Source organism: Kluyvera chengduensis, from assembly GCF_044197065.1.
Lineage (GTDB): Bacteria > Pseudomonadota > Gammaproteobacteria > Enterobacterales > Enterobacteriaceae > Kluyvera > Kluyvera ascorbata_C.
Window position 1 is genome coordinate 160,796 of record NZ_JBIQOI010000002.1, and the last position, 21,872, is coordinate 182,667.

Annotated in this window: 21 protein-coding genes and 1 pseudogene; 8 read left to right on the forward strand and 14 right to left on the reverse strand. The window is 54.1% G+C overall.

Features of this window, described 5'->3' with window-relative positions:
- Window positions 1-10: 10 nt before the first annotated feature.
- The 8 genes from nagZ to ACH1XZ_RS06430 form a co-directional block, all read right to left on the reverse strand.
- On the reverse strand, window positions 11-1,036 hold the full coding sequence (gene nagZ / locus ACH1XZ_RS06395; protein ID WP_395594850.1) for a beta-N-acetylhexosaminidase: 1,026 nt from the start codon (window positions 1,034-1,036) through the stop codon (window positions 11-13).
- Window positions 1,024-1,866: a thiamine kinase gene (gene thiK, locus ACH1XZ_RS06400; RefSeq protein WP_395594851.1), complete on the reverse strand. Its 843-nt coding sequence runs from the start codon at window positions 1,864-1,866 to the stop codon at window positions 1,024-1,026. Before thiK ends, nagZ begins: the two co-directional genes overlap by 13 nt.
- On the reverse strand, window positions 1,847-2,482 hold the full coding sequence (lpoB, locus tag ACH1XZ_RS06405; RefSeq protein ID WP_395595561.1) for a penicillin-binding protein activator LpoB: 636 nt from the start codon (window positions 2,480-2,482) through the stop codon (window positions 1,847-1,849). The genes thiK and lpoB overlap by 20 nt, the downstream gene beginning before the upstream one ends.
- Before the next feature lie 22 nt (window positions 2,483-2,504).
- Window positions 2,505-2,879, reverse strand: coding sequence for a YcfL family protein (locus ACH1XZ_RS06410; RefSeq protein WP_395594852.1), 375 nt, complete (start codon window positions 2,877-2,879; stop codon window positions 2,505-2,507).
- Between the two features lie 3 nt (window positions 2,880-2,882).
- Entirely contained in the window at window positions 2,883-3,239 is a 357-nt protein-coding gene (gene hinT / locus ACH1XZ_RS06415) for a purine nucleoside phosphoramidase (RefSeq protein ID WP_395594853.1), read from the reverse strand.
- 132 nt (window positions 3,240-3,371) lie between these two features.
- Window positions 3,372-3,695, reverse strand: coding sequence for a YdbL family probable chaperone protein (locus tag ACH1XZ_RS06420; protein WP_123650538.1), 324 nt, complete (start codon window positions 3,693-3,695; stop codon window positions 3,372-3,374).
- Window positions 3,696-3,702: 7 nt separating this feature from the next.
- Window positions 3,703-3,894 (reverse strand): YnbE family lipoprotein, encoded by a 192-nt coding sequence (locus ACH1XZ_RS06425; protein WP_035895792.1) that lies wholly within the window; start codon window positions 3,892-3,894, stop codon window positions 3,703-3,705.
- Entirely contained in the window at window positions 3,891-6,533 is a 2,643-nt protein-coding gene (locus ACH1XZ_RS06430; protein ID WP_395594854.1) for a YdbH family protein, read from the reverse strand. Before ACH1XZ_RS06430 ends, ACH1XZ_RS06425 begins: the two co-directional genes overlap by 4 nt.
- A 311-nt stretch (window positions 6,534-6,844) precedes the next feature.
- Here ACH1XZ_RS06430 and ACH1XZ_RS06435 point away from each other — a divergent pair, with 311 nt between their 5' ends.
- Both ACH1XZ_RS06435 and hslJ read left to right on the forward strand, forming a co-directional pair.
- Window positions 6,845-7,834, forward strand: a complete 990-nt coding sequence (locus ACH1XZ_RS06435) for a 2-hydroxyacid dehydrogenase (RefSeq protein ID WP_395594855.1) — start codon at window positions 6,845-6,847, stop codon at window positions 7,832-7,834.
- A 190-nt stretch (window positions 7,835-8,024) separates the two neighbouring features.
- Window positions 8,025-8,465: a heat shock protein HslJ gene (hslJ, locus tag ACH1XZ_RS06440; RefSeq protein WP_395594856.1), complete on the forward strand. Its 441-nt coding sequence runs from the start codon at window positions 8,025-8,027 to the stop codon at window positions 8,463-8,465.
- A gap of 3 nt (window positions 8,466-8,468) precedes the next feature.
- Here the strand turns inward: hslJ and ACH1XZ_RS06445 are convergent, their stop codons facing one another.
- The gene (locus ACH1XZ_RS06445) at window positions 8,469-8,735 is read right to left on the reverse strand and encodes a putative hemolysin (RefSeq protein WP_035895266.1); all 267 of its coding nucleotides are present in this window, start codon (window positions 8,733-8,735) and stop codon (window positions 8,469-8,471) included.
- Window positions 8,736-9,044: 309 nt separating this feature from the next.
- On the opposite strand from ACH1XZ_RS06445, the gene nifJ reads away from it, so the two are divergent.
- Both nifJ and ompC read left to right on the forward strand, forming a co-directional pair.
- On the forward strand, window positions 9,045-12,572 hold the full coding sequence (gene nifJ / locus ACH1XZ_RS06450) for a pyruvate:ferredoxin (flavodoxin) oxidoreductase (RefSeq protein WP_395594857.1): 3,528 nt from the start codon (window positions 9,045-9,047) through the stop codon (window positions 12,570-12,572).
- Between the two features lie 715 nt (window positions 12,573-13,287).
- Window positions 13,288-14,442 (forward strand): porin OmpC, encoded by a 1,155-nt coding sequence (gene ompC / locus ACH1XZ_RS06455; RefSeq protein ID WP_395594858.1) that lies wholly within the window; start codon window positions 13,288-13,290, stop codon window positions 14,440-14,442.
- 58 nt (window positions 14,443-14,500) lie between these two features.
- Here the strand turns inward: ompC and ACH1XZ_RS06460 are convergent, their stop codons facing one another.
- From ACH1XZ_RS06460 to ACH1XZ_RS06470, 3 genes are read right to left on the reverse strand one after another with little or no spacing between them, the layout of a single operon-like run.
- A complete protein-coding gene (locus ACH1XZ_RS06460; RefSeq protein ID WP_035895277.1) occupies window positions 14,501-14,785 on the reverse strand; it encodes a heavy-metal-associated domain-containing protein in 285 nt (94 codons plus the stop codon).
- Window positions 14,782-15,138, reverse strand: a complete 357-nt coding sequence (locus ACH1XZ_RS06465; protein WP_395594859.1) for a hypothetical protein — start codon at window positions 15,136-15,138, stop codon at window positions 14,782-14,784. The genes ACH1XZ_RS06460 and ACH1XZ_RS06465 overlap by 4 nt, the downstream gene beginning before the upstream one ends.
- Window positions 15,116-16,261 carry a transglutaminase-like domain-containing protein gene (locus ACH1XZ_RS06470; protein ID WP_395594860.1) on the reverse strand — a complete coding sequence of 382 codons (1,146 nt, stop codon included), beginning with the start codon at window positions 16,259-16,261 and terminating at the stop codon, window positions 15,116-15,118. Before ACH1XZ_RS06470 ends, ACH1XZ_RS06465 begins: the two co-directional genes overlap by 23 nt.
- Before the next feature lie 227 nt (window positions 16,262-16,488).
- Here ACH1XZ_RS06470 and ACH1XZ_RS06475 point away from each other — a divergent pair, with 227 nt between their 5' ends.
- Window positions 16,489-17,028 carry a DUF2058 domain-containing protein gene (locus ACH1XZ_RS06475; protein WP_395594861.1) on the forward strand — a complete coding sequence of 180 codons (540 nt, stop codon included), beginning with the start codon at window positions 16,489-16,491 and terminating at the stop codon, window positions 17,026-17,028.
- A 52-nt stretch (window positions 17,029-17,080) separates the two neighbouring features.
- On the opposite strand, the gene ACH1XZ_RS06480 is transcribed toward ACH1XZ_RS06475, so the two are convergent.
- Window positions 17,081-17,779: an RluA family pseudouridine synthase gene (locus tag ACH1XZ_RS06480; protein WP_395594862.1), complete on the reverse strand. Its 699-nt coding sequence runs from the start codon at window positions 17,777-17,779 to the stop codon at window positions 17,081-17,083.
- A 385-nt stretch (window positions 17,780-18,164) separates the two neighbouring features.
- On the opposite strand from ACH1XZ_RS06480, the gene ACH1XZ_RS06485 reads away from it, so the two are divergent.
- The 3 genes and pseudogenes from ACH1XZ_RS06485 (at window position 18,165) to ttcA (ending at window position 20,237) form a co-directional block, all read left to right on the forward strand.
- On the forward strand, window positions 18,165-18,857 hold the full coding sequence (locus ACH1XZ_RS06485; protein ID WP_395594863.1) for an outer membrane protein: 693 nt from the start codon (window positions 18,165-18,167) through the stop codon (window positions 18,855-18,857).
- Window positions 18,858-19,130: 273 nt separating this feature from the next.
- A pseudogene (locus ACH1XZ_RS06490) lies at window positions 19,131-19,255 on the forward strand (hypothetical protein); the annotation flags it as partial.
- Window positions 19,256-19,301: 46 nt separating this feature from the next.
- Window positions 19,302-20,237, forward strand: a complete 936-nt coding sequence (gene ttcA, locus ACH1XZ_RS06495; protein WP_035895287.1) for a tRNA 2-thiocytidine(32) synthetase TtcA — start codon at window positions 19,302-19,304, stop codon at window positions 20,235-20,237.
- A 48-nt stretch (window positions 20,238-20,285) separates the two neighbouring features.
- Here the strand turns inward: ttcA and dbpA are convergent, their stop codons facing one another.
- A complete protein-coding gene (gene dbpA, locus ACH1XZ_RS06500) occupies window positions 20,286-21,659 on the reverse strand; it encodes an ATP-dependent RNA helicase DbpA (RefSeq protein ID WP_331387971.1) in 1,374 nt (457 codons plus the stop codon).
- Window positions 21,660-21,872 lie beyond the last annotated feature (213 nt).

Sequence of the window (21,872 nt, forward strand, 5' to 3'; positions counted from 1 at the left end):
ACCGGGAGGGTTAATGACCAGCCTTCTCTTCCTGCCAGCGTTCGTGGAGTTGCTCCAGCTCTGCGCTAACCGTTTTCCAGCGGGCGGAGTCCATCAGTTCCTGACGGTTAAATGAACCTTTATGATACAACTTCGTAACACGCTCAGCGTTGATCGGCGACAGGTTATCTAACACGCTGACGGCCCCTTTACGATTATTGCAGACGAGGATCATATCGCAACCTGCATCCAGCGATGCCTGGCCACGTTCGGCATAGCTACCCATCACCGCCGCGCCTTCCATCGATAAATCATCAGAGAAGATAACACCGTCAAAGCCCAGCTCACCGCGGAGCACCGTTTTCAGCCAGTGCGGCGAACCGCTGGCCGGGCGCGGGTCTACGTCATCATAGATAACGTGTGCGGGCATAATGGCGTCGAGCGCGTTTTCAGTAATCAACGTTTTGAACACCGCCATATCTTTGGCGCGAATTTCAGCTTCTGAGCGCAGGTCGTGCGGTGTCTCTTTATGCGAGTCGGCGGTGACCGCGCCGTGCCCTGGGAAATGCTTGCCGGTGGTCTTCATGCCAGCGCTATGCATGCCGTCAATGAAGTGACGCGCCATCGCCAGCGCTTTGTGCGGGTCGGCATGATAGGAGCGCTCACCGATGGCGGTGCAGATATGGCCGACGTCCAGCACGGGCGCAAAGCTGATATCGATATCCATGGCAATCATTTCGCTCGCCATCAGCCATCCAGCATCAACCGCCATACGACCGCCCGCTTCTTCACCCAGCACGGCAGCAAAAGATTGCGCCGCGGGCAAACGGGTAAAACCTTCACGGAAACGCTGGACGCGCCCGCCTTCCTGATCGACCGCCACCACCAGATGGTTACGAGAAGCGCTGCGGATCTGACGTACCAGCTCGCGAAGCTGCTCGGGGTCATGATAGTTCCGGGTGAAGAGAATTAACCCGCCCACCAGCGGATGCGCCAGAATCTCGCGTTCTTCGGCATCCAGCTCGTAACCTTCAACATCCAACATTACTGGCCCCACACGGCCTCCTTTTTGTCGCTTAGCTGACGCCATATTTCATTCGCCAGCATAATAAATTGTTTGTCACCGCTTTGCTGCCAGCGACATTCGAACCAACCTGCCATTAGCATCAATACCCAAGGCCGCCAGCGCATGACCTGCCGCCAGAGGAGATCAGGGGCGATTTTCGCCCGTTCGGCATACACCTGCGTAAGCTGGTAACGCTGTTCATCATCGGGCGTCCAGACGGCGGCCAGTTCGAGCGCCACGTCTCCGTCTCCGGCATACTCCCAGTCGATGAGCCGCAGCCCCTCCGGGGTATGGACGATATTACCCGCATGAACATCCATATGCAGCGGCGCCAGTCTCAGCGCTCGCGGTTCACCCTGTTTTTTCAAACGCTGTAATTCACGTAGCCACAGCGGCGTGCGGCGCGCCGGGTCGCACTGCTGCCAGTAGGCTTCAAGCAGCGGCCTAAGCGACAACGCCCAGCCAAACCGGTGCTGCTGGTGTAAATCATACAGGAGAGTGGCCAGCGGACGATGCGCCGGGAGCACGCTTTTGATCTCTCCGGCTAAAAAATCGACCGCCATCCAGCCGGGCGTATAAAAAACAGGCTTAGGCGCCAGCGTCGACGGAAGCCGTCGCAGGGCATGATACTGCCGAAGGAAGTCGCTTTCAGGTGCATCCGGGTCGTGGTGCTGTCGAAGCACCAGACGCCGTTCACCGTTTTGCAGAATACAGCTACTGCCGCTCAGCCCCGCGGTTTCGGGGCTGGCGACAATGTGATAGTGCGGGAATTCGCGTGACAGAAGCGCGTCACGCGTGAGCTTATTGTTGCGCAACCGCACCCTTACCTGACCAGACAATTTCCCCGGTCTGAACCAGCATCAGCTGCATTTGCAGTACCGGCGAATTAACGTTGCCGGTGGCGTTGGAATACAGCACGTACTGTGCGCCAACGTTACGGGCAATGCCCATCGCTTTGCTGCGCGAGCCAAGGCTATCCTGCGGCGACAGGCCTAACTGCTGCTTCGCCACCGCCAGCTGTTGAGCTGAAACCAGGGTGAATTTACCGTTGCCCGCCAGCGCGTTGCGCAGCGCGGTGGTCGCCTCACCGGCGTTCAGCGAACCGTTAGTACGGTTGTTGACGCTATCGACCAGCAGAATGCTTCCGGCAGTGACGCCGCTCGCCTGCAACATCTGACCGGCCAGCGGCTGCGCTGCGCCGTTCCAGTCATAGTGACGTACGCGCGGCGTTGGCTGCGCTGGCGTTTCGCCACCGTGTTCAATCGGCCCAGGCTGCTGCGGGATCGTCGGCACACTCGGTACCGTTGGAACCGGCTGTTGCGGCTCGGTTGGCTGCGGCTGCTGTGGATTGGCCGTGTCGACCGGTGCCGGTTGTTCACGCACCGCACACCCGGCGAGGAACATCGCCAGGGAAGCAATTAACGCATAGCGACCCAATTTACTCATTCCAGTTTACCCCTCAGAGATAAAGATAAAGCCGGGCTTTATGCGCCCCTAGACCGTCAGCCGTCCCGTACAGCGTGACCGATCCCATCGGAGGAACCGTGATGCTGCGCGGCGCTTCAAGCGGGTGCATTTCCAGCCCTCTGACGTCATACCAATAAAAACGATAGTGAACGGTGACTGGCTCTCGCCTTTCGTTATACAGCTTTGAGCTAGCGGTAGCCTGGATATCTGACGAACTCAGCTCCGGTTTTTCCGCGCTGACTCCCGCCGCCAGAACGTTGGATTCCATCACCAGCGTTTGCTGTTCGCTCACCGCAATTTCCGGGCGCGAATGGCACCCGGCAAGCAGCGTCGCGCAAAGTACAAGACCCAGACAGACCGGTTTCATAGATTAGCCTTTATGCGCCAGCATTGGCCCCAGCGGGCGGCCGCCCACCAGGTGCATATGAATGTGGTAAACTTCCTGCCCACCGTGACGGTTGCAGTTCATGATCAGGCGATAGCCGTCTTCAGCAATCCCTTCTTCCTGCGCGATTTTCGCCGCCACGGTCACCATACGGCCCAGCGCCAGCTCATGTTCGGCGGTCACGTCGTTGGTGGTAGCAATAAGCGTATTCGGGATGATTAAAATATGGGTCGGCGCCTGCGGGGAAATATCGCGGAAGGCGGTCACCAAATCGTCCTGATACACGATATCTGACGGGATTTCACGACGAATGATTTTGCTGAAAATCGTTTCTTCTGCCATTAGGAGTTCCTTTATTATTCTCATGTGCAGCCGGTAAAATCGTTACCGACGAACAGGTTACATGCCGAGAGTATGAGCGAGTTGCCGCCCCTCTTTCAACCGTAATGCGTTTTTTCTTATACGTTCCGACCTTTACTTGCGCACCCACTGGCCGTTAATGCCCTGGACGTATTCTCCCGGCTGCGCTTTTTCAATCAGCTTTTTCCCTGCAAGCCTCGCAACCTCCTGCTGCGGCAGATTGTTACTCTGCGCGAGCTGCTGGTAGCTTTGGCTGCGCGCCTGGTTGATTTTTTTCACCAGAGTCAGTGTTTCACTATCCTGGGCAATGGCCGCCAGATAGCCGCCCTGCGTCTCACCGACGCGGCCCTGCTGACGCGCTTCGGGAAGCGTAAGCGCCAGCGCCTGCACGCTGAAGAGACTGAACGCCAGCACGGCGATAATCCGCATTTTTCTCATCATGGCCTCAGAATAGATCGCTACGAGATTTCAGCAGGTCCTCAACGTCCTTATCGGCCTTGATGCGGATCTCGTGCTCAATTTTCACGTTCATATTAATGGTAATCGGCTCTTTCGGCGCCGCCACCTCAATGCGCGGCACGCATCCTGATAGCAGTCCCGTTGCCATCAATCCCAGTACGGCGATGGTGAATTTCATTGTTGCTCCTTACATTCCGTGCCACTGCGACACGGCACACCGGGAAGGGTTGCGTGTTGCTCAAGCCATGACTGAAGTTTGTCGCCAAAGCGCAGGCTTCGCCACAAATCAAAAACATTCTCCTGGTGCGTATAGTTCAGCCGCACCGTGCTGCGTTTATCATCCATCACCCCGGTGCCGGTCACCGTCGCTTGCAGGGTCAGTTGACCAAGGCTATCGAGGTTAATTCGCGTCCACGAACGCGAGATCTCCATATAGCGTAACCAGTTAATCGCTGCCCCGGCGGCAATATTGTCGTCGGCGACGGCATCAGCGGTGTCTTTATCCAGCCGTAGGGTCATCGGTCCGGGATTATGCAGCCAGCCGTCTTTGATTATCCATTTGCTGTCGTTCAGCCACAGCGGCAGCGCGCCGTCGACCGGTCCGGACATCGCGAACTGTTTCGGGTTTACCGCGCTCACCAGTTCACTGGTTGAGATATGCTGCAAGCGCAGCAGCGCCGCATCGTGCTGCGGCATACGTAGCTGCTGCATCGTCACTTTGCCGCCGAGCACGTCGACGCTGACATCGCTCAGTTGCAGCGGGGTCTCTTCGGTCCAGGGCCAGGTGCCCTGTAGGTCAGCCGTCACGTTTCGAGCCGTCACCTGGTTGACGATTTCCGCAATGCGCAAAGAGACCGGACGACGCGTGCCAAACTGCCAGACTCCCGCCTTCAGGCGGAATGGCAGGACAAAATCCACGCCGTTAACTTCGTTATCCGGCATCCAGGCGCTGCCGTTACGTAGCACGCCATGACCACCGGCTTCAAAACCTTGCCCCGCCGCCGCGGAGAACGCCACCTGGGCATAAAGCGAGCCATCACGCAGCTTCATTTTCCAGTCCGGCGGGACCAGCGGCTGGAACACCGTCAGCGACTGTTTCGGCCACCAGGCCTGCCCGCGCAGACGTTCGCCGTCCCAACGGCCGTTCACGCGAATCGGGCCAATCTCCTGCGCTTTCAGGTCGCCTTTAAACTGGAAGAAAGTCGGGTCACGCCCCTCTACGCTGAAGTTCAGCGCCGACGCGGGCAGCACGCTGCCGCCGGTAAAGCGGGTCTCTTTGGCATCAAGCGCCAGCGCGCCGGTAAATTTAGGATGCTGTTCATCCCGAATCCAGTGGATCGGCTGCTGTAGCGTCAGACGCGGCTGGTCGATAGTCATCGTGCCATACTGCAATTTATCAAAGCCGGTGGAGAGCGTATTCAGCACAATGGCACTGTCGCGCCATTCGCCAGTGCCGGTGACATCCCAGCGCGCCTGCATCGGCGTGAAGTGGCCGTCACCCCAATAACGCCACTGCCAGGTGCCTTTATCCGGTAGGAAGTTATCGGCCTTACCGTCGAGGTGTAGAACAAAATCACCGGTTTGCCGTTCATGGGCACGAAGAATTGCCTGCAGACGGCCATCAATACCCTGAGTCGAAATTTTCACCCCGGCCAGCGGCCAGCGGACGTCGTCGATATTCAGTGCATCAATAACTCGACCGCGAGATCGCAATAGGGAACCCGGCAAAAAGGCAAGCGTTGGTGACGCCAGCGAGCCGCTCAGGTGGGCGGGCAGTTTGGCATAAAAAATAAGATCGCCCTGCTTAGCTTCACCAACCAGATGCATTGGCATATCGCTGTTATCCATGCTCAGCGTGCCCGGTCCAACGTTCAGCACTGCCACACCCTTCCCGGCATCACCGGAGGTCAGGACGCTCAGACGGCCGGTAATCTGCGTGTTATCAATGCCCTGCTGCCAGTTATCAAGCTTCACGCCCACGCGTCCGCGCAACGGGATACCCGCCTGGTATGGCCAGCTCCAGCGGCCATCGCTGATAACAAGCTGCTGTTCCGTTATCTGCCACGGGAAATCGGCAAGCGGGTCATCCTCACCGCGCGCCATCATCACCAGTTGCCCCTGATTACCGTCCCAATCCAGCTCGGCATCAACCAGCGACGGCACCTGTGGCACCTGGAACGTGGATTCAAGATGACCTTTTACCGGCAGGCCATCCGGTACCAGCGGCATGGTAAATTCACCCAGTAGCTTCACCGGAGGCTCACCTTCAAGCAGGCTGGCGTGGAATTCACTGATGGTCAACGCCTGTCCTTGCAGACGCGCATGCAGCGTGACCAGGTCGCCTTCGTACTCCAGTTCCTGACGTTTTTCCGTGAGCGACACCTTGAGTTTACCCTGCCACTTTTCCCACGGTGAGATACTCAGCGAATCGATGGATAGCCACGTGTTTGGCAGCATTGATTGCCATTCAGCCAGCGTGCGCGGTGCGCCCGGTACCGCATCATTTTGCGGCAGCTTATTAAAACAAACGGAATTCAGATTGACCGCAGCAGCATGTAATTGCCAGCGGCTAGGATGTGACAGCGTCACATCTTTCAATGTGGCGAGCTCGCAGTCGCCCACCAGATAACGTAAATCAGGAATGCGCAGCGACGTGCGGGTAAAACGCGGGCTTTCATTGAGCGCAATGCGGGTGCCAGCCGGTAGCCAGATGCCCACCAGCGTAGGAACCCAGTACCCCAGCGTCATGACCAACGTTAACGGTAGGAGCACTAATAACAGGAGTAGCGCAATAACGGCTTTATATTTACCCTTCATGGGTGCAGTGATATCCAGATTAAGCAGGCAATCATGCCGTGAACGCGCAGCAGGCGATCCAAAAGAGCATATTGTGGCATGTCAGACCTGTGAGTGAAAGCCGCTGTAATGCATTAAGAATAGCTGCTGCAAAATAAAATGTGAGGGATTTCAGTTGATTCTGATTGAGCAGGCAATTTCGCCCCCCTCACCAAAACGCGTATACTGGTGATAGTTTCTTTACGTAACTTTAGCCTTCAAAACATTTTTATATTTTGTAAGATTTTTTGAATTATGCTAAATTAACGCCAAAATCATTGGAGAAAAGTCTTATGAAAATCGCCGTTTATAGCACCAAGCAGTACGACAAAAAGTACCTGCAAAATGTTAATGAAACATATGGCTTTGAACTTGAATTTTTTGATTTCCTGCTGACGGAAAAAACCGCCAAAACCGCTCACGGCTGTGAAGCGGTGTGTATTTTCGTCAACGACGACGGCAGCCGTCCGGTTCTGGAAGAGCTGAAGAGAATCGGCGTGAAGTACATCGCGCTGCGCTGTGCTGGTTTTAACAACGTTGACCTTGATGCGGCCAAAGAGTTGGGTCTGCGCGTCGTGCGCGTTCCGGCCTATTCACCTGAGGCCGTTGCGGAACACGCGATCGGTATGATGATGACGCTCAACCGTCGTATTCACCGTGCTTATCAGCGTACTCGCGATGCCAACTTCTCTCTTGAAGGTCTGACCGGCTTTACCATGTTCGGCAAAACCGCCGGGGTTATCGGTACCGGTAAAATCGGCGTTGCCGCGCTGCGTATTCTGAAAGGCTTTGGGATGCGTTTGCTGGCGTTCGACCCGTATCCAAGCGCAGCGGCGCTGGAGCTTGGCGTTGAGTACGTTGACTTGCCGACGTTGTTCGCCGAGTCGGACGTTATCTCTCTGCACTGCCCGCTGACTGCGGATAACTATCATCTGCTCAACGCGAGCGCGTTTGAGAAAATGAAAGATGGCGTGATGATCGTCAACACCAGCCGTGGTGCGTTAATTGATTCGCAGTCGGCGATTGAAGCGCTGAAGACGCAGAAAATTGGCGCGCTGGGGATGGATGTGTATGAGAACGAGCGCGATCTGTTCTTTGAAGATAAATCTAACGATGTGATTCAGGATGACGTGTTCCGCCGCCTCTCCGCCTGTCACAACGTGCTGTTTACCGGCCACCAGGCATTCCTGACCGCGGAGGCGCTGACCAGCATTTCGGAGACGACGCTGGAGAACCTGCGCCAGATTGATACCGGGGCGGATTGTCCTAACGCTATTGTTTGATGCGTTTTTCTTCCCCCACAAAGAACACACCGTTGTGGGGGAAGAACGGACTACAACTAAGAATTTGACGAATAACGTCAGCCCACCACCCGAGAAGCATTTTCCGCAAAGTCCCATAGCCCGATCTCGCTGTACAGTAATCCCTCAGTAGTATTCACCTGATCAATATTTTTAGAAGAAGTCTAGTGCAATGAAGAAAGTGTTTTTCCTGCTGGCTGCAGCCGCCCTGCTTTCAGGCTGCGTCTATAACAGCAAAATGTCGACCGGCGGCGATCAACTACAGCATCACCGTTTTGTACTTGAAAGCGTGAATGGCAATACCGTCAATAGCAATGGCGCCCCGCTCGAAGTGAGCTTTGGTGAGAAACAGCCGCTATTAAATAACATTTATCTCTCCGGCGAGATGTGCAACCGCTTCTCCGGTACCGCAAAAATCAGCAACGGCGAGCTAAAAGCCTCCGACCTGGCAATGACCCGTAAGCTTTGTAGCGACGCGCAGCTAAACCAGCTCGACGCGACGCTCAGCGACATGCTCCGCCAGGGAGCCCAGGTCGATTTAACCGAACATCAGTTGACGCTGGCAACCGCCGATCACACGCTGACCTTCAAACTCGCCGACCTGGTGAGTTAACACTCAGTAGCTACCGCAGCTTCCTACCGCCAGAGATTGCTCGCTGCAACGCTTACCGTTTGGCAGCGCGCACATCCCGATGCTGGACCCGTCCAGCTGGCGGGCCGCAGAAAGCGTTCCGCCAATCATCGCGCAGTTTGCTTCGCCTGAGCTGGACATTGCCGCTCTCATCCCTGGCGTAACGTGTGCCGCGGTGGCCTGCTGTTCAGGTTCACTGCTGCACGCGGACAACAAAAGCGCCGCACACCCCACAAAAAAAGCAGCTCGCATCACTTCCCTCCGAATCGCAAAAATAGGAACAAACCTATGCATCATAGGCACCGAGCGCGCGCACGTCGAGAGAGGAAGCGCGCATTTATGCACCTCAGAAACATTTTCTGTCAATTTTGTGGCGAAAAACATTCGCGTCATTGATGTAGACGCGCCCCAAGGACACAAAAGCAAAAATGATTCAGCGTGGGGTTTGCTAAACTTTATCTAACATCATCGACAAGAGCGATGAGTCTATTAAGGATAAATTCCCGGTCTGCGGTTGCGCCCGTGGACCACTTTTCTGCGCAATGTAAGGTGTCATAACCCATGATCACAACTGACGGTAATGGTGCGGTCGCCTCGGTGGCGTTCCGAACCAGTGAAGTCATCGCCATTTACCCGATCACGCCGAGTTCAACCATGGCCGAGCAGGCCGATGCCTGGGCGGGGAATGGGCTTAAAAACGTGTGGGGCGATGTCCCGCGCGTGGTCGAAATGCAGTCCGAAGCCGGTGCCATTGCCGCCGTGCATGGCGCATTGCAAACCGGCGCGCTGTCGACCTCTTTCACCTCATCGCAAGGCCTGCTGCTGATGATCCCGACGCTTTACAAACTGGCCGGTCAGCTGACCCCGTTTGTATTGCACGTCGCTGCCCGTACCGTGGCGACCCACGCGCTCTCTATTTTTGGCGATCACTCCGACGTGATGGCTATCCGCCAGACCGGCTGTGCGATGCTGTGCGCCGGTAGCGTTCAGGAAGCGCAGGACTTTGCGCTGATTTCGCATATCGCCACGCTCAAAAGCCGCGTGCCGTTTATTCATTTCTTCGACGGTTTCCGCACCTCGCACGAAATCAACAAAATCGTGCCGCTGTCGGACAACACCCTTCGCGATCTGCTGCCGCAGGATGAAATCGCCGCCCATCGCGCCCGCGCGCTGAACCCGGAGCATCCGGTGATTCGCGGCACCTCCGCAAACCCGGATACCTACTTCCAGTCTCGCGAAGCCACTAACCCCTGGTACAACGCGGTATACGACCACGTTGAGCAAGCGATGGCTGACTTCGCCGACGCCACCGGCCGTCAGTACAAACCGTTCGAGTACTACGGTCATCCACAGGCCGAACGCGTTATCGTCATCATGGGCTCCGCTATCGGCACCTGTGAAGAGGTGGTGGATGAACTGCTGACCCGCAGCGAAAAAGTCGGTGTGCTGAAAGTTCGCCTTTACCGCCCGTTCTCCGCGCAGCATTTACTCCAGGCGCTGCCGGAAAGCGCACGCAGCGTTGCCGTGCTCGACCGCACCAAAGAACCTGGCGCTCTCGCCGAACCGCTGTACCTTGACGTGATGACCGCGCTGGCGGAAGCCTTTAACCGGGGTGAACGTGAAACCCTGCCGCGCGTGATTGGCGGCCGCTACGGCCTGTCGTCAAAAGAGTTTGGCCCGGACTGCGTGCTGGCTATCTTTAATGAACTCTCGGAGGCGAAGCCAAAACCGCGCTTTACCGTCGGCATTTACGACGATGTCACCAACCTCTCCCTGCCGCTGCCGGAAAACACGCTGCCCTCGCGTGCGCGTCTGGAAGCGCTGTTCTACGGGCTTGGCAGTGACGGCAGCGTCTCGGCCACCAAAAACAACATTAAGATAATCGGTAACTCCACGCCGTGGTTCGCGCAGGGTTACTTTGTCTACGACTCTAAAAAGGCCGGCGGCCTGACGGTCTCTCACCTGCGCGTGAGCGATACGCCTATTCGCTCCGCCTATCTGGTGGCGCAGGCCGATTTCGTGGGCTGCCACCAGCTGCAGTTTATCGATAAATATCAGATGGCCGAGCGCCTGAAGCCCGGCGGTATTTTCCTGCTCAACACCCCGTATAGCGCTGATGAAGTCTGGGCGCGACTGCCGCAGGAAGTCCAGGCCGTACTGAATCAGAAAAAAGCGCGCTTCTACGTGGTTAACGCCGCGAAAATCGCCCGTGAATGCGGGCTGGCCGCGCGTATTAACACCGTGATGCAGATGGCGTTCTTCCATCTGACACAGATCCTGCCGGGCGATAGCGCGCTGATGGAACTGCAAAACGCTATCGCCAAGAGCTACAGCAGTAAAGGTCAGGATCTGGTTGAGCGTAACTGGCAGGCGCTGGCGCTGGCGCGCGAGTCGCTGTTTGAAGTGCCGTTGCAGCAGGTCAACGCCACCAGCCCGAACCGCCCGCCAGTGGTATCCGACGCCGCGCCAGATTTCGTCAAAACCGTGACAGCGGCGATGCTTGCCGGACTTGGCGATGCGCTGCCGGTCTCCGCGCTGCCGCCGGACGGCACCTGGCCGGTGGGCACCACCCGCTGGGAGAAACGCAACATTGCCGAAGAGATCCCCATCTGGAAAGAAGATCTCTGTACCCAGTGTAACCACTGCGTCGCCGCCTGCCCGCACTCGGCCATTCGTGCCAAAGTGGTCTCTCCTGAAGAGATGGAAAACGCCCCGGCCTCCCTGCACTCTCTGGACGTGAAATCCCGCGATATGCGCGGCCAGAAATACGTGCTACAGGTTGCACCGGAAGATTGCACCGGCTGTAACCTGTGCGTTGAAGTCTGCCCGGCGAAAGACCGTCAGGACCCAAGCATCAAGGCCATCAATATGATGTCCCGCCTGGAGCACGTTGAAGAAGAGAAAGTGAACTACGACTTCTTCCTCGACCTGCCGGAAATCGACCGCAGCAAGCTGGAGCGTATCGATATTCGTACCTCGCAGCTGATTACCCCACTGTTTGAATATTCCGGCGCCTGCTCCGGCTGCGGCGAAACGCCATATATCAAACTGCTGACCCAGCTCTACGGCGACCGCATGCTGATCGCCAACGCCACCGGTTGTTCTTCTATCTACGGCGGCAACCTGCCTTCTACGCCGTACACCACCGATGCCAACGGTCGCGGCCCGGCGTGGGCCAACTCGCTGTTTGAAGATAACGCCGAGTTTGGTCTGGGCTTCCGTTTAACGGTCGATCAGCATCGTCAGCGCGTCATGCGTCTGCTGGACGGTTTTGCCGAGCATATTCCGGCTGAGCTGAACGAGGCACTGCACGCCGACGCTACGCCTGAGGTCCGTCGTGAACAGGTCGCAGCGCTGCGCAATGCGCTGAAAGAGGTGGAAGGTGCCGAAGAGCTGCTGACCGACGCCGATGCGCTGGTAGAGAAATCTATCTGGCTGATTGGCGGCGACGGCTGGGCCTACGATATTGGCTTCGGTGGTCTGGATCACGTGATGAGCCTGACCGAGAACGTCAATATTCTGGTGCTCGATACCCAGTGTTACTCCAACACCGGCGGTCAGGCCTCGAAAGCCACGCCGCTCGGCGCGGTCACCAAGTTTGGCGAACACGGCAAGCGCAAAGCGCGTAAAGATCTCGGCGTCAGCATGATGATGTACGGTCATGTTTATGTGGCGCAGATTTCGCTCGGCGCGCAGCTTAACCAGACGGTGAAAGCGATTCAGGAAGCGGAGTCCTATCCGGGGCCTTCCATCATCATCGCCTACAGCCCTTGTGAAGAGCACGGCTACGATCTGGCATTAAGCCACGATCAGATGCGTCAGCTTACCGCAACCGGCTTCTGGCCGCTGTTCCGCTTCGACCCACGTCGCGGCGATGAAGGCAAAATTCCGCTGGCGCTGGACTCTCGTCCACCATCAGACGCGCTCGCGGAAACGCTGATGAACGAACAGCGCTTCCGTCGTCTGAACAGCCAGCAGCCAGAAGTGGCCGAGCAGCTGTGGAAAGACGCGGCGGAAGATTTGCAGAAGCGTTATGACTTCCTCGCGTTAATGGCGGGAAAAGCCGAAAAACCAACCCCGCAGGAATAAGTCGATTGACCGATAACCGCCTTCAACAAGAAGGCGGTATTTTTGCATGTAAAATAGCGGCTCATTTAGCCAGTACCGTTACATTTGTTTTTATGCACTCGATCACACTATTTAATTGAATATGTATAAAATACCGTCCACCAGCCCTTCACAATGTGTCCGAAATAGTTTTGTTGCAATGAATAAGGATATTCTCAACACACTAAATTCATTTTCCGCACCCTAGCATTTTCCCTCATTCTTTTGAACGTGCTAGCTATCAGGCGCAAATTAACCGCACATTAATTGCACAGAAATAGGCGACTATGAATCATCCTGCCCATGGTTTTGTGTAGATATCGCCATGCTTAATGCGATGTAAATGTCTTTAAAAACAGAGGAATAAAAAAAGCCCGAATGAGGGTTCGGGCTTGTCACTTCATATGACGAAGAAGATAAATGACACACGGCAACATAAAGACGTTGTGTGACAAAAAGGCATATAACATGGATAGATTACGTCAGCGAATATTATTTGTATAATTTTTATTATATATATTTATGTGGCAATTCATTCACGATATTTATCGTCATTTCATTTGAATTATATACTTTAGATTTTACTCATACTGTAACAAATGTTATTTACCATCTCAGATAGGTCTCCTTTAGCATTGCCCTACTTCCTCTATTTGATTGGAAGTGCGCGAATAAAAATACTAAAGGAATAATTTCAATGAACAGAAAAGTACTGGCCCTCGTTATCCCTGCGCTGTTAGCAGCAGGCGCAGCTCATGCCGCAGAAGTTTATAATAAAGACGGCAATAAATTAGACATCTATGGCAAGGTAGATGGTCTGCACTATTTCTCCAGCGATTCCTCTAAAGACGGCGACCAAAGCTACGTCCGTTTTGGTTTCAAAGGCGAAACTCAGATTAACGATATGCTGACTGGTTACGGTCAGTGGGAATATAACGTTCAAGCAAACAATCCAGAATCCACAAGTGATGATGCTAATCAGGCGTGGACTCGTCTGGGCTTCGCGGGTCTGAAATTCGGCGAGTATGGTTCATTCGACTACGGCCGTAACTACGGCGTACTGTACGACGTAGAAGGTTGGACCGATATGCTGCCAGAGTTTGGTGGTGATTCCTATACCAACTCTGACAACTTCATGACTGGTCGTGCAAACGGCGTTGCAACCTACCGTAACAATGATTTCTTCGGTCTGGTTGATGGCCTGAACTTTGCTCTGCAATACCAGGGTAAAAATGAAAACCCAGGCAGCGGTGAAGGCACCAACAATGGTGACCGCAGCATCCGTAACGCTAACGGCGACGGCTTCGGTATCTCCACCTCCTATGATTTAGGTATGGGTGTAAGCTTCGCAGCAGCATATGCATCTTCTGATCGTACAAATGATCAGATCAATGCATACGGCGTAAACAGCCAATACGCTAACGGCGATAAAGCTGATGCATGGACCACTGGTCTGAAATACGATGCTAACAACGTCTATTTAGCAGCTATGTATGCTGAAACTCGCAACATGACACCGTATGGTAGCTCTACCAGCACCAACGGTGGCGGTATCGCAAACAAAACTCAGAACTTCGAAGTAACTGCACAATACCAGTTTGACTTCGGTCTGCGTCCTGCTATCTCTTATCTGCAGTCTAAAGGTAAGGATCTGGATCTGGTTAACGGCGGCAGCACTGACAAAGATCTGGTTAAATACATGGATATTGGCGCGACATATTATTTCAACAAAAATATGTCCACCTATGTTGATTACAAAATCAACCTGCTGGATGGTAACGATAACTTCTACCAGCAGAATGGTATTTCTACCGATAACATTACCGCTTTGGGCCTGGTTTACCAGTTCTAATGCAACAAAAAACCCGCTGGCAACAGCGGGTTTTCTCTTATACGGCATCAGCACAATTTCACTGCACCGCGCTTTCTCCGTGAATCTCACCTTTAAACCCGGTTTTGGCAATCGCCGCCAGCAGCTGCTGGTTATCGAAATTCTCCGGCACCACTACTTCAGCCTGACGCGTTTTCAGCGACGCTTTCGCCTTGATAACGCCGTCGGTCGTCCGCAGCGCCTGGTTAATCGAAATTACGCACAGCGGGCAGTTCATCTCGCCAATATCAATGGTCACCAGCTTATCGGCGGCCCAGCCTAACGGCGTGAAGAGCATCAACGCCAGGCAAACTGCTTTTTTCATTCCATCCACTCCCAAATCCAGGGCAGAACATAAGGATAGGTGATAAGCGCCAGCACCAGCGGTACCGACAACCAGTAGAGCCACACCAGCACCCGACGGCTCACCACGTTGACACATACCGGCTTCGACGACAAATGCAGACGCCAGAAGCCCCGCGCCATCAGACCTACCGCCACCACAATCATCGGGATCTGCAGCCAGGAGGCACCGGGGATCCCCACCAGCCCTGCCGCAGAGATACCAAACAGCAGGTACAGCAAAGGACCAATGCAGCAAAGCGTTGATGCGCCAGCGGCGACAATCGCCGCCAGCAGCGTCAGTACGCCACCCTTAATGCTGTTCGACGCTGACATAGTCGTAGCTAAAGAGCGCAGGATCGTAGAAATTCAGCGGGTCGCCATCGACTTCCGCATACGGATAGCCCAGGTTGTTAACGTCACCCTGTTCAGCCGCTGGCGACAGCGCGAAATCACGCGCGTGGTTAAAGCCCACCCAGTTCATTTCCCAGTTACCGAACAGATAGTCGTTCACCGCCGTCACCGCCGGGTCACCGTTCTCTTTTTTCTCGGTCAGGCGCATTTTGGTCACATCCGCGGGATCAGCGGGCATCCAGCCAAAACCTGCCAGCCAGAACATCGCGCGGCAGTGCTGACCACCGCTGACTTTCGCCACGCCCTGCGCATCGGCGCTGCCGAACGCTTTTTTGGAGTAGCCATCGAGCTTACGGCTCGCGCCCAGGCGGATACCGAACATTTCGCGCGCCGGGATGCCAACCGCGCGGCACAGCGCGACAAACACCGAGTTAATATCGGTACATTTACCGCCCAGTTTGCCGGTTTTCAGGATTTCACCCACATCGCCGGTACCGCAGCCAATCACCGCATCATCGCGATGCATATGCGTACTCACCCAGTCATGAATCAGGCGCGCCTGCTTCAGCGGCGCTTTTTCGCTGCCGATAATTTTCAGCGCGGTTTCTTTCACCAGACCATCTACCGGAATATGCGGGGTTGCCTGCAGGAATGGTTTGATTTCGTCTGGGATAACGACGCCTTCCACCGGCAGTTGCCAGTCGGCAAGACGGTTTTCTTTCAGCACTTCCCAATCACGGGTCTCAATTTCCATTTCCACTTTGATCTCCAGCGGGCCGCCAGAGGCAGGCCAGGTCACAAAGAGCACTTTCGCGCCGTAACGGTTATTCGCATTGAGGGTAGCACTCTGGTAATTACCGCTAAAAGAGAGGTCAAGCAGCTGCTGGAAAGCGGTATCTTCCGGGATGGGGATCCACAAATTAACCTTGCCGGAAGAACCCTCAGGGGCCTTAAGGCTGTAGGTCTGGGTCATAACAAAACGGCGGGATTTGCCTGAAGATGAGACGGCAGGCTTAGCAACAGCTTCGGTTTTTGCAAAAACCGGGCTCACCAGCCCAAGGGTGGAGAGTGCCGCAGCACCTTTCAGAAAGTTACGCCTTTCCATTGTGTTTCCTTCATCACCAGAAAAAGCTGGCGCTTAACCCCGCACCTGCGGAGGTTGGCCGCTATTATGCGACCTTGTATTCATCACCACAATGAATTACCGGGCATTAAAGGCGCAAAATGCCAATCGGTTCGGCAGCTACCTCGTAGTGCGCAGCTATAATCTGGCATCGTGACAAAAATTATAGGTATAATCCTCATTATTATTCATCAAATTCAGAAGCGAAAATGACAAAACTGACCTTACAAGAGCAGATGCTAAAAGCGGGATTAGTCACCAGCAAAAAGGTGGCGAAGGTTCAGCGTACGGCGAAAAAATCACGCATTCAGGCTCGTGAAGCAAGAGAAGCGGTCGAAGAAAATAAGAAGGCGCAGCTTGAGCGCGATAAACTGCTCAGCGAGCAGCAAAAGCAGGCCGTGTTATCTAAAGAGTATAAAGCCCAGGTTAAGCAGTTGATCGAGATGAACCGGGTCATCCCAGGTAAAGGCGATATTGGCTTCAACTTTACCGACGGTAACCTCATCAAAAAGCTCACGGTGGATAAGCTGACCCAGACCCAGCTGATTAATGGCCGTCTGGCTATCGCACGTCTGGCAACGCTCAGCAACGGCGAAAGTGAATACGCCATTATTCCCGCCGTTGTCGCAGACAAAATCGCCCAGCGCGATGAGAGCAGCATTGTCCTGCACAGCGCACTCAGTCAGGAGGTCCAGGATGAGGACGATCCTTATGCTGATTTTAAAATTCCTGACGATCTGATGTGGTAATTCAAGCCTTTCTTGACCCCTCACAAAAAAAGCCCTGACGGGCTTTTTTTATTTAGAACGGGCTGGCGTTATGCGTATTGATCTTGTCGCCGCTTACCGGATGCACAAACTGAAGCCTGCTGGCGTGGAGCATCAGTCGGGATGCATGTTCGGCTCCCGGCATCTTCATGCCGCCATAAAGGTCACAGCCTAAAATGGGGTGCCCCAACAGTTGGCAGTGAATACGCAGTTGGTGGGTTCTTCCGGTCTCGGGCGTCAGTTCAACCCGGGTGACCGGCAGGTCTGCGTCCCCTTCCCCTCGCAGGTAAAAACGCTCAACGACACGGTAGCGCGAACGCGCCGGTTTCCCGTTAACCGGGCAAATCGACATGCGAGGGAAAAGCGCAGGATCTTTGGCAATCGCAGCATCAATAACGCCTTCATCCCGCTCGAGATGGCCGCAGAGCAGCGCGCTGTAACCCTTACGGACGCTGCGCTCGCTGAACTGCTGACAGAGTGCGGCATTCATCGCTTTGTTGCGTGCCACCACCATCAGCCCGGAAGTCCCGAAATCCAGGCGGTGAACCAGCGTACAGCCGGGAAACTGCTGCACGAGCCGATAGTGCACTGAATCAAGATTCTGGGGATGCTTTCCCGACAGGCTCAGTAACCCGGCAGGTTTATTAATCAGCAGCAAATGTTCGTCCTGATACAGGATCGCTATCTCAGCGGAACAAGGGGGAGCGACAAAGGTATCAACAATCGTAGACATCAGGTGACCTGCATAGCGGTGAAGCCGGGATAATAGCGAATTTTCACTCCGCAGGCGAATCAGTTTCATTGCATCTGTCCGCTGATTTACCCTCTGTTTCGGGTTCCGTTTACCTTTGCGTTTAGGGTTCCCCGCTTAATTAAAACAGCAATAGGCCATTCGGCCCAATCATTCATAACTCATAATCAGTTTATTGCCCACCCCTTTGGCTTTAATTTATTATTGAATTAAATGATATAAATTTAAAATATGAATCCTATGACATATTGCGATTTTGCAACATTTATTATTAATTGAGATTGAACTTAATAAAACTATTAATTGCATTAAAACTCATACCTAGAATAATACCCGGGCTAGATTAATTTACTTAATAGGTACTGAAATGAAACGTGCGTTACTTGTCTCTGCATTAATGGTCTCCTGTTCTACTTTCGCGGCATCTAATCATCTTGACCAGTGGACCGGTTTTTATGTTGGGGGCAACCTGGGTTATGGTTCTGGTCATAGTCGCGATGAAGGAAACAGTAACTCCTGGGGTGATTCCATTGATGGCGTAGTCGGTGGTATCCAGGTCGGTCATAACTGGCAGTTTGATAATAATATCGTGCTGGGTGTGGCAGCGAACCTGAACCTGTCTGATATGGGTGATGCTTTCAAAAACAGTGAGCACAATCAGTATGACCCGTATAACGGCTCCGTGAATATCAAACTGAACGGTTCCGTCGACATGCTGATGGGCTATGCTTTTGATCGTTTCCTGCCATATGTTAAGGCTGGTGTGACCATCGCTAAAGAAGATTTCTCGATGGGTTGCCACGCCGGCAACGCCTCAAAAACAAATGGCTGTGATCAAGAATTCAACTCCAGTACATCCAATATTGCCGCTGGTCTGAACGTTGGTGCGGGTATTCAATACCGTGTTACCGATAATTTATCTGCAGGTCTTGAGTATACTTATGTTGATTTAGGTACATCTTCCGTTTATATGGATGACCCGAACTATCCAACATATGGTGCTCGTGACTTCAACACGTCATACAGCACTACTACGCTGAACGTTAACTATCTCTTCTGATAGCAAGCGCCGGAGAATTTAGATTCTCCTGAAAAACGTCAATACGCGATAACCACATAATATTCGGACTTTTCATTATTTTGAATTGAGACTCATCACGCCTGATGATTTTCATTAAATAATAAAGTTGCCAATAATATTATTGGACAGGCCCATTATTTTACATGGGCCTTTTACCTATTTAGCCCTTTTTACCGATTCTTTCCTACCACCACAATTACCCCCACTTCAGACTCGCCCAATGCAGGATCACACCGGCTTAGTGAGCCCAACGCTGTAAAACGTGCTGACATTCGTCCTCGTAATCCGTACCATACACGCCACACATTCGCTGATTCGCTTTTGACCGGTCAGCGCGAGACAGGTCTTTTATCGCAAATCAAATGGACGGGAAGACGCTGTGTTCGGCCTGAATTTCCATTTAGATTTTTGAGTAACCATTAAATGCAACAAAATCAAGAAATTAGCCAAAAAGAAAAATACAACCTGAACAAATTACAGAAGCGTCTGCGTCGTAACGTGGGCGAAGCCATCGCTGACTTCAACATGATTGAAGACGGCGACCGCATTATGGTCTGCCTGTCCGGTGGTAAAGACAGTTACACCATGCTGGAAATTCTGCGCAACCTGCAGCAGAGCGCCCCAATCAGCTTCAGTCTGGTGGCGGTAAACCTCGACCAGAAACAGCCGGGCTTCCCGGAGCACATTCTGCCAGAGTATCTGGAGAAGCTGGGCGTTGAGTACAAGATTGTCGAAGAGAACACCTACGGCATCGTGAAAGAGAAGATCCCGGAAGGCAAAACTACCTGCTCGCTCTGCTCTCGCCTGCGTCGCGGTATTCTGTACCGTACCGCCACTGAACTCGGGGCGACCAAAATCGCACTCGGTCACCACCGTGACGACATCCTGCAGACGCTGTTCCTGAACATGTTCTACGGCGGCAAAATGAAAGGCATGCCACCGAAGCTGATGAGCGACGACGGCAAACATATCGTTATTCGCCCACTGGCCTACTGCCGCGAAAAAGATATCGAGCGTTTCTCTGAAGCCAAAGGGTTCCCAATCATTCCATGTAACCTGTGCGGCTCGCAGCCAAACCTGCAGCGTCAGGTGATTGCGGACATGCTGCGCGACTGGGACAAACGTTATCCAGGCCGTATTGAGACCATGTTCAGCGCCATGCAGAACGTGGTGCCATCGCACCTGAGCGATATCAACCTGTTTGATTTCAAAAGTCTGACCCACGGCGGTGAAGTCATTAACGGCGGAGACCTGGCATTTGACCGTGAAGAGATGCCGTTACAGCCTGTAGGCTGGCAGCCAGAAGAAGAAGACGGTCAGTTAGATGAGCTGCGTCTGAACGTGGTTGAAGTGAAGTAATACGATTGCCGCGTCTCAGGTCTGTGCCTGAGACGCATTATTCCGCGCTTATTTCAGCAGACGCACCCGGCACGCCTTGCCTTTGATTTTCCCTTTCTGTAGCAGTTTCCACGCCTGATGTGCTACCCCTTCGCGCACCGCCACGTAAACGTGAGCCGGATGAACGTCGATTTTACCGATATCCGCCCCAACCAGCCCAACGTCGCCGGTTAACGCGCCCAGCACGTCACCGGCGCGCATTTTGGCTTTCTTACCGCCATCGATGCACAGCGTCATCATTTCTGGCTCCAGCGGCACAATACGCGCTTTACCCGGCTCAGCCATCCAGTTGAGTTTGATCTGCAGCATTTCAGCAAGAATATTGGCGCGCTGAGCCTCTTCTGGTGCACAGAAGCTGATTGCCAACCCGCTGTTACCGGCACGCGCGGTACGACCAATGCGGTGTACGTGAACTTCCGGGTCCCACGCCAGTTCGTAGTTCACCACCATCGCCAGCGATTTAATGTCCAGACCACGTGCGGCAACGTCGGTGGCGACCAGAATACGTGCGCTGCCGTTTGCAAAACGCACCAGCGTCTGGTCGCGGTCGCGCTGCTCGAGATCACCGTGCAGTACTATGGTGCTCTGGCCCGCGGCATTCAGCTCTTCATAGACTGCCTGGCAATCTTTTTTGGTGTTACAGAACACCACGCAGGACGCCGGTTGATGCTGACTCAGCAGTTGCTGCAACAGGGCGATTTTGCCGTGGCGCGGCACGTCGAAGAATTGCTGCTCAACGGCTGGCAGCGCGTCCACGGAATCAATTTCGATGGTTTCCGGCGAGCGTTGTACACGGCCGCTGATCGCCGCGATGGCATCCGGCCAGGTGGCGGAAAACAGCAGCGTCTGGCGAGAGGCTGGCGCAAAGCGAATCACTTCATCGATGGCGTCGCTAAAGCCCATATCAAGCATACGGTCCGCTTCGTCCATCACCAGCGTTTGCAGCGCATCCAGAGAAACGGTGCCTTTTTGCAGGTGATCCAGCAGACGCCCTGGGGTCGCCACAATAATATGCGGCGCGTGCTGCAACGAGTCGCGCTGCGCACCGAACGGCTGGCCGCCGCACAGCGTGAGCACTTTAATGTTTGGCAGGAAACGCGCCAGACGACGAATTTCCCCGGCGACCTGGTCTGCCAGTTCACGGGTTGGGCACAGCACCAGCGATTGCGTCTGATACAAACCCGCGTCCACATGTTGCAACAGGCCCAGACCAAATGCTGCCGTTTTGCCGCTACCGGTTTTTGCCTGTACCCGCACATCCTTTCCAGCAAGGATGGCTGGCAGCGCTGCCGCCTGTACCGGGGTCATAGAGAGATAGCCCAGGTCGTTAAGGTTTTCGAGCTGGGATGCGGGGAGGATATTCAGGGAGGCAAAAGCGGTCACGGTGTAGTTCTCACGAATTAGGGGCTGACGTTCAGCAGGCGCGTATCCTCGCAGATCTCGCCGCGGGATGCGACAACTAATCAACGAGTGTAGCCAGGGTAGCGGAAAAAAAGATAAAAAAAAGCCGACTATTCTAAGCCGGCGTCGTACGAATCAATTGTGCTATGCAGTAATTCAAAAAAAGGAAGTAAGACAATATGGAGCGCAACGCCC

What these genes read in the sequence shown, in the direction of transcription:
- ACH1XZ_RS06410 (WP_395594852.1), bottom strand. Translation starts at nt 2,879, where the DNA reads ATGAAACCGGTCTGTCTGGGTCTTGTACTTTGCGCGACGCTGCTTGCC.
- hinT (WP_395594853.1), bottom strand. Translation starts at nt 3,239, where the DNA reads ATGGCAGAAGAAACGATTTTCAGCAAAATCATTCGTCGTGAAATCCCG.
- ACH1XZ_RS06420 (WP_123650538.1), bottom strand. Translation starts at nt 3,695, where the DNA reads ATGAGAAAAATGCGGATTATCGCCGTGCTGGCGTTCAGTCTCTTCAGC.
- ACH1XZ_RS06425 (WP_035895792.1), bottom strand. Translation starts at nt 3,894, where the DNA reads ATGAAATTCACCATCGCCGTACTGGGATTGATGGCAACGGGACTGCTA.
- ACH1XZ_RS06430 (WP_395594854.1), bottom strand. Translation starts at nt 6,533, where the DNA reads ATGAAGGGTAAATATAAAGCCGTTATTGCGCTACTCCTGTTATTAGTG.
- ACH1XZ_RS06435 (WP_395594855.1), top strand. Translation starts at nt 6,845, where the DNA reads ATGAAAATCGCCGTTTATAGCACCAAGCAGTACGACAAAAAGTACCTG.
- hslJ (WP_395594856.1), top strand. Translation starts at nt 8,025, where the DNA reads ATGAAGAAAGTGTTTTTCCTGCTGGCTGCAGCCGCCCTGCTTTCAGGC.
- ACH1XZ_RS06445 (WP_035895266.1), bottom strand. Translation starts at nt 8,735, where the DNA reads ATGCGAGCTGCTTTTTTTGTGGGGTGTGCGGCGCTTTTGTTGTCCGCG.
- nifJ (WP_395594857.1), top strand. Translation starts at nt 9,045, where the DNA reads ATGATCACAACTGACGGTAATGGTGCGGTCGCCTCGGTGGCGTTCCGA.
- ompC (WP_395594858.1), top strand. Translation starts at nt 13,288, where the DNA reads ATGAACAGAAAAGTACTGGCCCTCGTTATCCCTGCGCTGTTAGCAGCA.
- ACH1XZ_RS06460 (WP_035895277.1), bottom strand. Translation starts at nt 14,785, where the DNA reads ATGAAAAAAGCAGTTTGCCTGGCGTTGATGCTCTTCACGCCGTTAGGC.
- ACH1XZ_RS06465 (WP_395594859.1), bottom strand. Translation starts at nt 15,138, where the DNA reads ATGTCAGCGTCGAACAGCATTAAGGGTGGCGTACTGACGCTGCTGGCG.
- ACH1XZ_RS06470 (WP_395594860.1), bottom strand. Translation starts at nt 16,261, where the DNA reads ATGGAAAGGCGTAACTTTCTGAAAGGTGCTGCGGCACTCTCCACCCTT.
- ACH1XZ_RS06475 (WP_395594861.1), top strand. Translation starts at nt 16,489, where the DNA reads ATGACAAAACTGACCTTACAAGAGCAGATGCTAAAAGCGGGATTAGTC.
- ACH1XZ_RS06480 (WP_395594862.1), bottom strand. Translation starts at nt 17,779, where the DNA reads ATGTCTACGATTGTTGATACCTTTGTCGCTCCCCCTTGTTCCGCTGAG.
- ACH1XZ_RS06485 (WP_395594863.1), top strand. Translation starts at nt 18,165, where the DNA reads ATGAAACGTGCGTTACTTGTCTCTGCATTAATGGTCTCCTGTTCTACT.
- ttcA (WP_035895287.1), top strand. Translation starts at nt 19,302, where the DNA reads ATGCAACAAAATCAAGAAATTAGCCAAAAAGAAAAATACAACCTGAAC.